This window comes from Escherichia sp. WS338, from assembly GCF_046486405.1.
Taxonomy (GTDB): Bacteria; Pseudomonadota; Gammaproteobacteria; order Enterobacterales; family Enterobacteriaceae; genus Escherichia; species Escherichia coli.
The window spans coordinates 99,640-112,257 of the sequence record NZ_JBJQLL010000008.1 but is presented as its reverse complement, the minus strand read 5'-3'; the positions used below and the strand labels follow the sequence as shown (position 1 = coordinate 112,257).

Sequence of the window (12,618 nt, the reverse complement as noted above, 5' to 3'; positions counted from 1 at the left end):
AATTATTTTCGTTTTCGCGCATTAAGCGAATCAACAAAAGCCATCGCTAAACCCACGGCTAACCCGGCGATGTGTGCTCCGTTCGCCATCGACATCCCAAACAAATCAAACCATCCGGCGACAATCCAGATCAACGCAAAGATAATTAACCCACGTTGCAGGTAAATGCCACTTTGCGGATCGCGTTCGCCACGTAGCCAGACGTAGCCCATCAGCGCATACACCACGCCAGAAAGCCCGCCAAACCACGGCCCGCTGAATTTTTGCTGCACATAGCCGCTTAACAGGGCGCTAATGAGAGTAATGACAATTAGCTTACCGCTACCGAGGCGTTTTTCCACCGCACCGCCGAGATACCACCACCAGAGCAGGTTAAAGAGGATATGCATCAGCGAGAAGTGCATTAACGCGTGGGTGAAGTAACGCCAGAACTCAAATTTCAGCGTCGGATCGAATGGCCAGGCCAGCCATAACATCACTTCCTGATCGCCGAGAATTTGCATGGCGATAAACACCACCACGCAGGCGATCATCATCACCCAGGTTACCGGACCTGCGCGTTCACGCAAGGCAGCAAAGAAAGGATAACGGCGATAATGCAGGCCACTGCCGGTATGGCCCGCCTGCCAGCTGGCCGCCAGATAACGCGGATCTGCCGGGTTTTCGAGAAAACGCGCCAGCTCCGCCCGCACGCGCTCGGCCTGGGACTCATCCGCCAGCCAGACATCGCTTTGGTTATTTTGTTGAATCGTGAGGATAACACCCTGCGTCGCCATGTAATCAACAAACGCCTGCGCCACGCGGGGGTTAGCAAAAGAGGTAATCATCAACATTGTTGCTGTCGCTTATTCCACACAAAAGGGGACAGTATAAAGCGTTACGCGCCGTACGCCACCTCTGCAGGAAACTGACGCTGCCAGGCTTCAAAGCCGCCGTCAATGCTATAGACCACATCGTAGCCCTGTTGCAGCAGATACTGCGCCGCGCCTTTGCTGCTATTGCCGTGGTAACACATCACCATCACCGGAGTGTCAAAGTCGTTATCACGCATAAACGCGCCCAGTGTGTCGTTGGTTAAATGGAAAGCCTGCACCGCATGCCCCATTGCGAAACTCTGTGGATCGCGAATATCGACCAGCACCGCCTCTTTTTCCTGCAACTTCTGGTGCGCGTCGGCAACGTTAATACATTCGAACTGATCCATGCGTCTCTCTTTCTTTACAAACAAGTGGGCAAATTTACCGCACAGTTTACGTCGAAGCGGAAGATAAACGCCATAATGTTATACATATCACTCTAAAATGTTTTTTCAATGTTACCCAAAGCGCGATTCTTTGCTAATATGTTCGATAACGAACATTTGTGAGCTTTAACGAAAGTGAATGAGGGCAGCATGGAAACCAAAGATCTGATTGTGATAGGTGGCGGCATCAATGGTGCTGGTATCGCGGCAGACGCCGCTGGACGCGGTTTATCCGTGCTGATGCTGGAGGCGCAGGATCTCGCTTGCGCGACCTCTTCCGCCAGTTCAAAACTCATTCACGGTGGCCTGCGCTACCTTGAGCACTATGAATTCCGCCTGGTCAGCGAGGCGCTGGCTGAACGTGAAGTGCTACTGAAAATGGCCCCGCATATCGCCTTCCCGATGCGTTTTCGCCTGCCGCATCGTCCGCATCTGCGCCCGGCGTGGATGATTCGGATTGGTCTGTTTATGTACGATCATCTGGGTAAACGCACCAGCCTGCCGGGATCAACCGGTTTGCGTTTTGGCGCAAATTCAGTATTAAAACCGGAAATTAAGCGCGGATTTGAATATTCCGACTGTTGGGTAGACGACGCCCGTCTGGTACTCGCCAACGCCCAGATGGTGGTGCGTAAAGGCGGTGAAGTGCTTACTCGTACTCGTGCCACTTCTGCTCGCCGCGAAAACGGCCTGTGGATTGTGGAAGCGGAAGATATCGATACCGGCAAAAAATATAGCTGGCAAGCGCGCGGCCTCGTGAACGCCACCGGCCCGTGGGTAAAGCAGTTCTTCGACGACGGGATGCATCTGCCTTCGCCTTATGGCATTCGCCTGATCAAAGGCAGCCATATTGTCGTGCCGCGCGTTCATACACAAAAGCAGGCCTACATTCTGCAAAACGAAGATAAACGTATTGTCTTCGTGATCCCGTGGATGGACGAGTTTTCCATCATCGGCACTACCGATGTGGAATACAAAGGTGATCCAAAAGCAGTGAAGATTGAAGAGAGTGAAATCAATTACCTGCTGAAAGTGTATAACACGCACTTTAAAAAGCAGTTAAGCCGGGACGATATCGTCTGGACTTACTCCGGCGTGCGTCCGCTGTGTGATGATGAGTCCGATTCGCCGCAGGCTATCACTCGTGATTACACCCTTGATATCCATGATGAAAACGGCAAAGCGCCGCTGCTGTCGGTATTCGGCGGTAAGCTGACCACCTACCGCAAACTGGCGGAGCACGCGCTGGAAAAACTGACGCCATATTATCAGGGCATTGGTCCGGCGTGGACGAAAGAGAGCGTGCTGCCGGGTGGTGCCATTGAAGGCGACCGTGACGATTACGCCGCCCGCCTGCGCCGCCGTTACCCGTTCCTGACCGAATCGCTGGCACGTCACTACGCGCGCACTTACGGCAGCAACAGCGAACTGCTGCTCGGCAATGCAGGGGCGATAAGCGACCTCGGTGAAGATTTCGGTCATGAGTTCTACGAAGCGGAGCTGAAATACCTGGTGGATCACGAATGGGTCCGCCGCGCCGACGATGCCCTGTGGCGTCGCACAAAACAAGGCATGTGGCTGAATGCGGAACAACAATCTCGTGTGAGTCAGTGGCTGGTGGAGTATACGCAGCAGAAGTTGTCGCTGGCGTCGTAAGGATGATGCCCGGTTGTGAAGTGCAACCGGGCTATTTGGATTCCTTAGACTATTCATTGTAAATAATTGAATAACGGCCCCTGAGCTAAAATCGCCAAATTTAAGCACGTTCCCCACTCAACCCACTTCTGCCCCTGGCTTCTATTTTTGCTACGCCACTGGCAGTAATATCCCAACGCAAAACCAAGCTGTGCACTAATCGGGCCGACAAAATCAGTCCACGGCTGCGGCCAAAAAGGGGAAAAATTCAGGGGAAGCCAGACAAACGTCAGAAAGAAGTTTCGGATATTTTCCAGCAACGCTGATTTCTCTGGAGTAATATAAAGAATGAAATTCGAGAGAATTAACCAGAAATAGGCCGGAGAAAAGACCAGCCAGCAATGCAGTCTGTTTTTTAATTCAGGAGGCGTTCTGCGGGAGAATTGCCAACCGATGCCACCCATTACACTGAAAAAAAGTGCATATTCAACCATTAACTCAAGTTGTAATTCCTGAAGAGAAATACGCACAACCAGGAGCGGAAAGGAGAATATTATTTCAGCCAGAAAAGTTAACGTGAATATAAGTACGGCTAAGGCAATAACCGTCGGCCATACCAATAATGGCACGATAACAAAACCGAGAATTACAGGGGGAATATAAAGCCGGAATTTAATCATTTTTATTTTCCTGGTGATTCGGATGATGCGTCATACATCGCGCATAAACACTCATCAATCATCCAGTCGTCTTCCCAGACCTGATAATGTGTGCCCTGTTCGGGCTGATTAAGCAGGTTCTCAATCGCCTGCCGCGCGCGTTCTTTCAGGATGGATTGATTGTTGAAGGCCCAGGCATTGATTTGGGCGGTAATGGCTTTATCGTCATCATCCTGCTCAAAACGACTATTCTGAATATTCTCTTCCCTGTTATGCCACAGCAAACATGCCATCGATACTGTGGGTTGGTAACCGGGTACAGAGATGATGGCATCAAGCAATGGCGAAAGAGCGATATCGGCACGGGAAAACATTTCCAGCATATACTGTAATTCGACAGCCTCATCGCCAGATACCCAATCAGCCATATACTGGCAGGCAAATCGCTGCAATATTGCCCGTTCATCCTCACGCCAGTTTTCTTTACTGGCAAGGTTGATACGCCGTAGAGAAAATACTTCGTGAATATTGTCAAATTGCCCCTGCGCAACAAACTCCAGTAAACGAGGAAGAAAATAACGAACCTCATCGCTGTTTTGCGGATCAGGTCCTGGACTACTATTCCAGCATTGATTAAGGAATAAGGAATCGCTCGCAACGATGTATTCCGTAATGCTTTTTGTTCCTGTTGACTCAGGCAATATTCACAACAAACCACAAATTGCTGCGGCACCGGATAACGACGAAAAATATGATAAACCTGCTCAATTAATGCCTGCATGGCGGGGCTGGGTTGCATAATTACCCCCTCTTCCGCTGGTCGCGTGTAAACGGTTGATAAACAAAACGAGCATTCGCCGCATTCAGGCGAATAATGGAACTACGAGAGAGGGAAAAGCTGGGCCGAATGCAATAATTACAATCCCGACAGCTTTCCTCTGTGCAATTTTCCACTGAGTAATGACGCGCGTAGAGTTTCAGTTCAGCCTGCTTATCCCGAAAACCGCGTAAGCTGTTATCGGTATGGAATTTCCATGCTTCTTTAAACACCTGAAAGATATAAACATCCTCAATCCAGGAGTCACATTTTTTAAGCGGGCGCTTTGCTATGATCACCCGCTCATCCGGATTGAGCATTGCCGTAAAATGAACGGTAAAGTCATTTGTCGTATTCAGGTCACATTGAACATCTGGTACATCACTGATATAGGGGTCAAATCCAAAATCAGCACCACAGGCACAAAGACGACCGATCGTGGCGGTATCGAGGGAAAATCCCGGCCATACATTGCTGGAGGTTAAGCCAATATTTAATGTGACATCATATCGAGATAATCCCTCAAGACCGACAGTACCGGCGAACTTTTCCCCTTCATCCAGGACCTGGTTAATGAGTTGCTGAATAATGCCTTCATCCCAGTATGTTGATTTGCAGTTGGCAATCGTAATATCCACGCCAGTGAATGGATCAGTACCGGAGAGGCTTGCAAATAACGTATCAACTAATTCCATTTTTATTATCCGGCTTAATGCAACATTTTATCCATCGGCACATAACCTACATTTTCCACCAGATTTTGTCCCTGTAGAATTAAAAATATTTTTTTGTTTTACATTCTGTTCATCCCTATTATTGCATTTTATTTTGCGGTGATGGCTAAACCGATTCTGTACTAGCTCAAAAATTACTGATATTCCACTCGCAATACAGCCAGTGCATTATAACGACCTGCCGCAGGCACTTTTCCAGTTGTACTAACAGGTAAAGCCAGGAAAGTAACATCAGCAGTTTGCGCAGAAGCAGCCTGGTTTTCCACCAATCTGAACGGAACGCCTACTGATGTTGCCAGAGCATTTAAATCTACGGAGTTTTGCTGACTATCCATAATCATAATACCAACATCAGGATTATCTTGTGCCTGAATAATACTTTGTTTCCCATTGGTATCACGTGTAGCTGAAATGTTACCGTCGAATACCAACGTCATTACCGCATCTGTATCTTTATTCGTACAATTAATCGGAATAGTTGTTGCTACAGGAGTAACACCAGCAGGCTTCGCTCCAGCACCAGCCCGGCTCAATTCACTGGCCCACACATCCGGCATATTAACAGTAAAACTAGTACCCTCATTAATAGTGCAACCTTGCGGAACCTGAATATCCAGGTTACTGATCCAGGCATTAAATAATGGTACTGGCCCATGTTCCGTTTGCCGCTGACTGGCATACAATGAAACTAAAAGTACATTATTCAGAGAGACATCAGAGATGATTTTTTTATCCAACCTAATTTTAATATAGCCTTCTGTTCCTGAAGACCAGTAATCTGCTTTACTTCTGTCAGCAGGATAATTAGTACTATAGTTCTCGAATGGTACTGTTTTATCTGTCATCGTCCCATTTTGATTGTAGAGTTTTATATGTGTTGAAATAGATATTTCATGCGTAACAGGAATAAATATTTCTGCTCCCTGTGGATTACCTGAAGCACCTGAAGGATCTATTCCTGAAATACCTGAAAAATAAACTTCATAATCATCAAGAGAATTACAGTATGCTTTATATCGACCTATTTTCCAGTTTTGAGATGGTAAAACAGTACCGGCTGAATTGTTGTTAACATCTGAAATAATAACTGTGCCAAAATCATAAAAAAAGGTCGCTGGCGTAGTATTGTTTCCTGGAGTACCAGGATAGCAAAACTCACGATCCCGGCCCATTTCAGCATAGGCTACGACATGGTACCCTAAAAATAAAAAAATTATAAAAATAATTTTCACTTTATATCCGGCATAAGTAATCATACGATTTCCTTTTACTAATCCGTTTTAAATTGTGAGCCTGACACATCCATTTGCAACGGATTCATATTTACTTTCAATGCAGGCAATACATTATTATAAATGTCCAATGTCTGCCATGTTATTTCACAAATCCCTTGCGATTTACACCATGATTGTTGGCGATGGCTAAATGGTGCGACCATACCACCATCTATAACTTTACCATCAACATGTAGGTTATAGAGTGTCACATATCTGGGGCCTGGATTATAAACGGTAACAATTTCATTTTTTCGTGCCCAGCGTAATTTTTGATATGACATATTCGGGTCTTCAGACAAATTTGATGGCCGATAGAATATTTTCATACGATTGCGGACTGCTATTTGCAATTGATTATCAGTTTTGACCGAATGACTATTTTCCAACGTTGGTAATGCTGCAACATTCAGTATAAATAAACTTTCCCGGTCGGTAGGTAAACTGCCACCAACACGATTAATTCTTATTTTTGTATTTTTGTCAGGCTTCAAAACAAACAGTGGCGGAGTTGCGATAAATACCGTTTCAGAATATGAGGGCAAAGATTCAACCGTTCCCGTCAACTGACGAGCATCATCAGGGGAGACTGCAACCTTGACTAACATATCTCTGTCTGAAGTGTTTTTGAGTTCAACAGATATTGAGGACTGATTTTCCGGATACGCAAAACGCGTTCCACCGATCACTAAGCCTGCTTGTGCTGTAGAGAATAAAAGGGAAAATAATACTATGACTACCTTAATCATAGGTGACAATAAACGATACTGACGCATTGGCATCCCCTGGTTGGACATTATTTTTTAATGCTTTGTAAGCCGCAAAAAAATGCAATATATTATCAACTGATGATGTAAGTGAAAAACCGATGCTTTTAACATCATTACTAATACTGCCTTTGTTCTTATCAAAAATCGTGAGTGCAAGCCCATCTACCGAGCCATCTTCCAGCTTATATAAACTGGCATCTTCAGAAACTGTATTGCCGGTAAACTTTATATACGCGTTGCCAACATCACTACCACAGCGGGTTAACGTTATGGAAAAATAAACCTTTTCAGTAACATCCCCTGCACTCCTTACCGAACTACTGGGTACGTCTGGCATATTAACTGTAAAATTTTTTGACTCATCAGAAATAATGCAGGTTTTTTCGGTAATTAGCCCTTCAATACGAACCACTCCGGCATGAGTGATATCATCAGCAAAAGAATTTGTTGATATTATAAACAAAAATAAACTAATGAATATCTTCATATCTCCCTCACTGATAATCGATATCAAAATACAACAGAGCATTTGCTTGCCCGGCATGTACATTTTCCTGAGTTGATTTATAGCGAAGTTTAAACGTCAAATTAGCATCACCGTTTTCATTTAACACTAAATCACGAAAACCTGATTCACCATTAATAGCAATCGCCACATCATTGTTATCCAATATTTCTATTCCCAGTCCAGTCGCACTATCTGCACCGGCGGAGAGACGCAGTAATGCGCTATTAATGGCATCTGCATCACCAGTAAACCGCACATTGGCGCTCACACCAGAACTATAAACAGTACTTTTTGCAGTCGGGCATCCTTGTACATTAATCGTAAACGTTTGACTCGGAGAAACATCACCTACATTTAAAAATTCATTAGCATCATAAGTGCCCATTTTTACCGACTGATCTTTACTTCCGGTAGTAATGTCACAGCTTTTTGCCAACAAAATCCCAGTAAATGTAACAACAACTGAATCATTGGCCTGCCCTGAGAGCGGAAAAGCAAAAAAAGCGAAAAGAATAAAAAATACAGAATATTTAGAGAATATTAAATTCATTAGCGGCACTCCAGAGTAGCATAGCTAACAGGATTATTCAGTTCTGTTTCAGGGAGCTTGTAATTAGCCTGACATTTTTGCTGAACACCATCTCCCCACTGGATATTAATAACACCTTCTAAAGGCAATCCTGAGAGATAAAGTTGTCCATTATCGCCGACAATCCCGGTAATTTGACTACTATTTTTAATCTGTGCGCTGGCTGTAGCACCGAATGGGACTGATTTATTACGATAACGAACTGTGAACAAACCACGAATACCGATATGAGCAGCAAACTCTGCACGAACTAACGCACCTTTTCCCGGAATAACTTCAGTGGAAGTGATATCCAGTTCAGTATGCATATTCATTGACATAGGATCTAATGAAATATTATTACGTCTATATTCTGTTGCATAAGGAACAACTGCATATCCACGCCAGTCAGTGGATATTCCTGTCCCCCGCTGGACATCCACATTATTCGCTCCAGGCGCTTTTATCAAAACATTAGTTTCACCTAATGGTTGACTCAACGTAAGACCATTTTCATGTACAACAAGAGCACCACTGATGCCATAGTTTATCTGTTGATTACCTTCATTATCGTAACTGTAGGCGGAATTCAAGGAACCATATGCCCCACGATAATTAACACCAACAGAACCACTACTGCTATTATCCTGATTAGCAAAACCATGTTGTATGTTATAACTGAGATTATGCTGCTCCAACAGAGAACCAGATACCCCCGTATATTGGTTTACCTGTCCGTGGTTATCCTGACTATAACCATACGTTGCAGTCATGGCATTCGATGATGAGCGCCCATCATTCGTGGAAGATAACCAATTACTTATAGGTAATGAGACATTTAGCGAGACAATTTTATCCGCATTTGTCCCTGGTGATTTACTGTAATTCCACGCAACATTTAGATAGATACCCTTAATACTGGTGTTATAACCAACTTGGTATAAAGAATCTTTTTTATCAGTATTCCAGTATGTTTGCTGACTAGCCGATAAATACATAGACCCGTAGTTACCGAAAGGTTGCGATACACTAGCCTGAAATTTTCCACGTTTGCTATAACGCAAGTTATAAAAATCATTCCAGTTATAAACGTAATCTTTATCATCTAACGTTTTTGGATCAACAACAGTCCCTGACATTTGTTGGTATGTCGTATCACTTAAAGTGTAAAAGCCCTGGGTTGAATAACGATAGCCAATAATATGGAATGCTGTTCCTGTCTGAACTAACGATTTGGAATAAAGAAAACGATAAGATTGCCCTTGATGTTTGCTCCCATCCACAAGCGAACTGTTAGCCTGAGTAACATCAAACGATGTTGCACCAAATACACCCAGATTCAGGCCAAGGCCGAGCGCCAACGCCCGGTAATCCTCAGAGAATTGTGCCCCACCATAAGCCGTAATATCCCAGGGTAAACCCCAAATTAATTCCCCCTGAAATACATAAGGACTTTTCTGGTTATAGCTATTGCTTCGATATTGGCCAACCGTAGTAGAATATTTTGAATGACCTTCTCGTTGCAGGATGGGGACAGCGGCATAAGGTACGGTATAGACAGTTTCTGAATTATCAGACTCTTTGATGGTAACTTCCAGATCTCCCGCAGATGATGTCGGGTTAAGATCGCTAATCTCAAACGGTCCCGGCGGCATATAGGTTTGATAAATGACATAACCATTCTGTTTGATTGTTACCTGAGCGCGACTTTTCGCAATTCCGCGCACCGTGGGAGCGAAACCACTTTGACTATCGGGCAACATATTTTCGTCAGATTCCAGTTTTATGCCACGAATACTAACACTGTCGAAAACATCTGATGATGACCATGTATCTCCTAGCGTTAATTCACTTCTGAAAGGAATAATAACGCGCTGCAACGTACTACTGATATGCTCCAGTTTACCTGCTGAATTACTCCCACGACTCCAGGTTGAATAATCGCGAAAACGCCATGCACCAATATTGATCCCAGCGCGAAGATTTAAATAATAGTTATTTGAAGAGTAATCACCACGATCGTTATTACCAGAAAAGTCATAATTCAGCAAAAAAGCTGTAATACCGTTATCCCACTGTTCTGGTGGAATATATCCGCGGGCGTCACGTTTTATTATCGCCTGCGGAAAGGTCAGTTTAAGTCTCTGTGCATCCAGCTCCGGCATGTAATGCACATCAGGAAACCAGATACGCAAATCAAGGCAACTATTTTCAGATAAAGCCAAAGCCTGCTCTGGCAGCGCATTCTTGTTAATTCCAAGGCTTAATAAGTCAGCAAGTGAAAGGCAGGGAATCAGTTGATTCTCATCGTCTGCTTTAAAAGTTACAGTACGAGAGAGTAAAGGGGAATCATTGACCCAAACTTCGACTTCATAGCTACCAGGAAGATAAGTCATCCCTTTCTCGAAACGGGATAAGTCAGCAACAGCTTCAGTATCACCCGACAGAAAAGCAGGGTTAAAGCGCATTCCCGCGATTGAACATGCAGGCATAATAACCAGAAGAAGCGGTACAACCCGTTTCATCTGCTTTTGTGCCGCCATCCAATATTCGCATCTTTTGAGCTTTAGGTTCATATCCCTGACCTGTGTTGCATCTGAACTATCCCGTTGTTACTGCATTATTCCTTTCTGCCGCTCCGTCGTAGCGCCAAAGTCATTAATTGTTTGATAAGTAATTTCACCAGCCAACGTCACTGCCGACGAGACCGTAATATCGCTTTTCGGTGGTACAAACGTATTGGGCAATTTACTCCCTTGTACTTTAATTCCTGTCAGTGTCAGGTAATAAGGCGAAGGATTGATAACTTTTAGTTGTTTGCCCTCATACTTAAACCGCAACATATTTCGTGCTTTTCCTGGTTGCACAGGTAGATTTTCCGGGCGATAAAATAGCTTGATTTTGTTTTGTAATGCCAACTGTAAGGTATTCTTCTGTGTATTTTTCTCATCTGTTGGCGGAATTGCTTTAACATTCATCCAATACAAAGTTTCACGATCGGTCGGCAAATTAGTTTTACCAAGAAACATGATACGTAATGAAGCTTCTTTACGCGTTGGCAACATAAAGAGGGGAGGAGTGATAACAAAATCCTGGCTCTTTTTTTCCGTTTTACTGTCATCAACCCATGATTGAATTAAATAACTGGTGTTGTCACCGCTATTTTGCACACTGAGTGTTATTTGCTTACTTTCTGCCGGATAAATCAATCGCGTTACGCCAAGGCCAAACCCGCCCGCGGACGCATTATTAATAAATAATATCGATAGTAAAAAAAGAATCCCTGAGCGTATAATATTTTGTGATATTTTTAATTCATCCCTGAATCCATAAACCCATTTTTTATTTCCAATAATACATTTCATACAGCATCCTTGTTGATGAAATAACACCTGTTATTCATACTCTATTAAATAATTTCAATCTCAGGTTACAACTTTTTGTAACCTGAAATCGTATTTATATTTACTCGTACAGCACCACAAAACTTGCTGTTGACTTAACTACACCAGGTGCAACAGTGCTACCGTTTTGAGCATAACCTGCAGTAAAGGCCGCGCTGAAATCATGGGTCGTAGCATTTCCTGGAATTGTATAAGCGGCGGTGGAGGCGCTACCCTCTGCCGCAGTAGTATTCAGGTTAATCAGACCATTATTCGTCGTACCTTTGGAGTAAATTCGAATCCCTACACCAGTCGCCCCCGCATTGCCGCTGTTGTCAGCATCCGTTGATCCTTCTACTTCGTTAGCGAGCGTTTTATTAGCGCTATCTGCGGTACCGGTAAAGCGGAACTCAATTTTCTGATCCTCTGTATTGCTACATTCGGTCAGATTAATATTGAAATCGGTCTGGTTGCTCGCCCCCTGTGCTTCTATGTCGATACCAGTGAAAAGGTTGGAAGGCACAACCGGCAGGACAACTTCAATCTGTTTTGAATCGGTTGCGACCTTACAGGTAGCTTTCACTACACGGCCAGTAAAGCGGATTTTCCCCCCCATTGAATCAACGTTGTCATCCATATCAGTGAGCCTGGGATAATCAACGGTGCTCCAGTCAGTATCCGCTCCACCAAATTGTGCTGCATCGCCGGGTGCTGCGGTTACCGCAGTAGACATCAGCATACCTGATGCCAGTAATACTGCGGATAAATTAGATAAATTGAATTTCATTTATACCTTTCCTTTTGTTAAAAAATCCAAGCAACATTGGTGTTTTTACATTCTGCGTTAATAAGTTATATCTCACAAAAAACAAGCTGACGCTGGCTAATTCCAGAAGGTTCTTTAGAAGAGTAATTGAGTGAATAATATTATATATGCTGCTTAGTAATGTACCTAAAATAATCCAAAGCCGCAATAAGTGAGTTTATACTCACATATAACACACTGATAATGATAAAATTTATTTTT

12 protein-coding genes and 1 pseudogene are annotated in these 12,618 nt (G+C 44.0%); 1 reads left to right on the top strand and 12 read right to left on the bottom strand.

All coding sequences use genetic code 11. The annotated features are described in order from the left end of the window. Positions 1-2: 2 nt before the first annotated feature. Together glpG and glpE are read right to left on the bottom strand one after the other, a co-directional pair. Positions 3-833 (bottom strand): rhomboid family intramembrane serine protease GlpG, encoded by an 831-nt coding sequence (gene glpG, locus ACJHWT_RS09800; protein ID WP_000928743.1) that lies wholly within the window; start codon positions 831-833, stop codon positions 3-5. 44 nt (positions 834-877) lie between these two features. After that, positions 878-1,204 (bottom strand): thiosulfate sulfurtransferase GlpE, encoded by a 327-nt coding sequence (gene glpE / locus ACJHWT_RS09795; RefSeq protein WP_000371928.1) that lies wholly within the window; start codon positions 1,202-1,204, stop codon positions 878-880. A gap of 189 nt (positions 1,205-1,393) precedes the next feature. On the opposite strand from glpE, the gene glpD reads away from it, so the two are divergent. Further along, positions 1,394-2,899, top strand: a complete 1,506-nt coding sequence (glpD, locus tag ACJHWT_RS09790) for a glycerol-3-phosphate dehydrogenase (RefSeq protein ID WP_000448125.1) — start codon at positions 1,394-1,396, stop codon at positions 2,897-2,899. A 53-nt stretch (positions 2,900-2,952) separates the two neighbouring features. Here the strand turns inward: glpD and ACJHWT_RS09785 are convergent, their stop codons facing one another. From ACJHWT_RS09785 to ACJHWT_RS09740, 10 genes and pseudogenes are all read right to left on the bottom strand, one after another. Then, entirely contained in the window at positions 2,953-3,558 is a 606-nt protein-coding gene (locus tag ACJHWT_RS09785) for a hypothetical protein (protein ID WP_000589349.1), read from the bottom strand. Positions 3,559-3,560: 2 nt separating this feature from the next. Next, a pseudogene (locus tag ACJHWT_RS09780) lies at positions 3,561-4,336 on the bottom strand (hypothetical protein). Positions 4,337-4,338: 2 nt separating this feature from the next. After that, the gene (locus tag ACJHWT_RS09775) at positions 4,339-5,049 is read right to left on the bottom strand and encodes a hypothetical protein (protein WP_000424216.1); all 711 of its coding nucleotides are present in this window, start codon (positions 5,047-5,049) and stop codon (positions 4,339-4,341) included. A gap of 173 nt (positions 5,050-5,222) precedes the next feature. Further along, positions 5,223-6,344 carry a fimbrial protein gene (locus ACJHWT_RS09770; RefSeq protein ID WP_001562216.1) on the bottom strand — a complete coding sequence of 374 codons (1,122 nt, stop codon included), beginning with the start codon at positions 6,342-6,344 and terminating at the stop codon, positions 5,223-5,225. 14 nt (positions 6,345-6,358) lie between these two features. Further along, positions 6,359-7,138 (bottom strand): molecular chaperone, encoded by a 780-nt coding sequence (locus ACJHWT_RS09765; protein WP_001318082.1) that lies wholly within the window; start codon positions 7,136-7,138, stop codon positions 6,359-6,361. Further along, on the bottom strand, positions 7,104-7,676 hold the full coding sequence (locus tag ACJHWT_RS09760) for a fimbrial protein (protein WP_001562218.1): 573 nt from the start codon (positions 7,674-7,676) through the stop codon (positions 7,104-7,106). The genes ACJHWT_RS09765 and ACJHWT_RS09760 overlap by 35 nt, the downstream gene beginning before the upstream one ends. Beyond that, positions 7,627-8,190 (bottom strand): fimbrial protein, encoded by a 564-nt coding sequence (locus ACJHWT_RS09755; RefSeq protein ID WP_001048914.1) that lies wholly within the window; start codon positions 8,188-8,190, stop codon positions 7,627-7,629. Before ACJHWT_RS09755 ends, ACJHWT_RS09760 begins: the two co-directional genes overlap by 50 nt. After that, complete coding sequence (locus ACJHWT_RS09750) at positions 8,190-10,784, bottom strand: fimbrial biogenesis usher protein (RefSeq protein WP_001049765.1); 2,595 nt, start codon at positions 10,782-10,784, stop codon at positions 8,190-8,192. The genes ACJHWT_RS09755 and ACJHWT_RS09750 overlap by 1 nt, the downstream gene beginning before the upstream one ends. Positions 10,785-10,820: 36 nt before the next feature. Then, complete coding sequence (locus tag ACJHWT_RS09745; protein ID WP_000649746.1) at positions 10,821-11,573, bottom strand: molecular chaperone; 753 nt, start codon at positions 11,571-11,573, stop codon at positions 10,821-10,823. Between the two features lie 100 nt (positions 11,574-11,673). Beyond that, on the bottom strand, positions 11,674-12,378 hold the full coding sequence (locus tag ACJHWT_RS09740; RefSeq protein ID WP_000671308.1) for a fimbrial protein: 705 nt from the start codon (positions 12,376-12,378) through the stop codon (positions 11,674-11,676). Between the last annotated feature and the right edge of the window lie 240 nt (positions 12,379-12,618).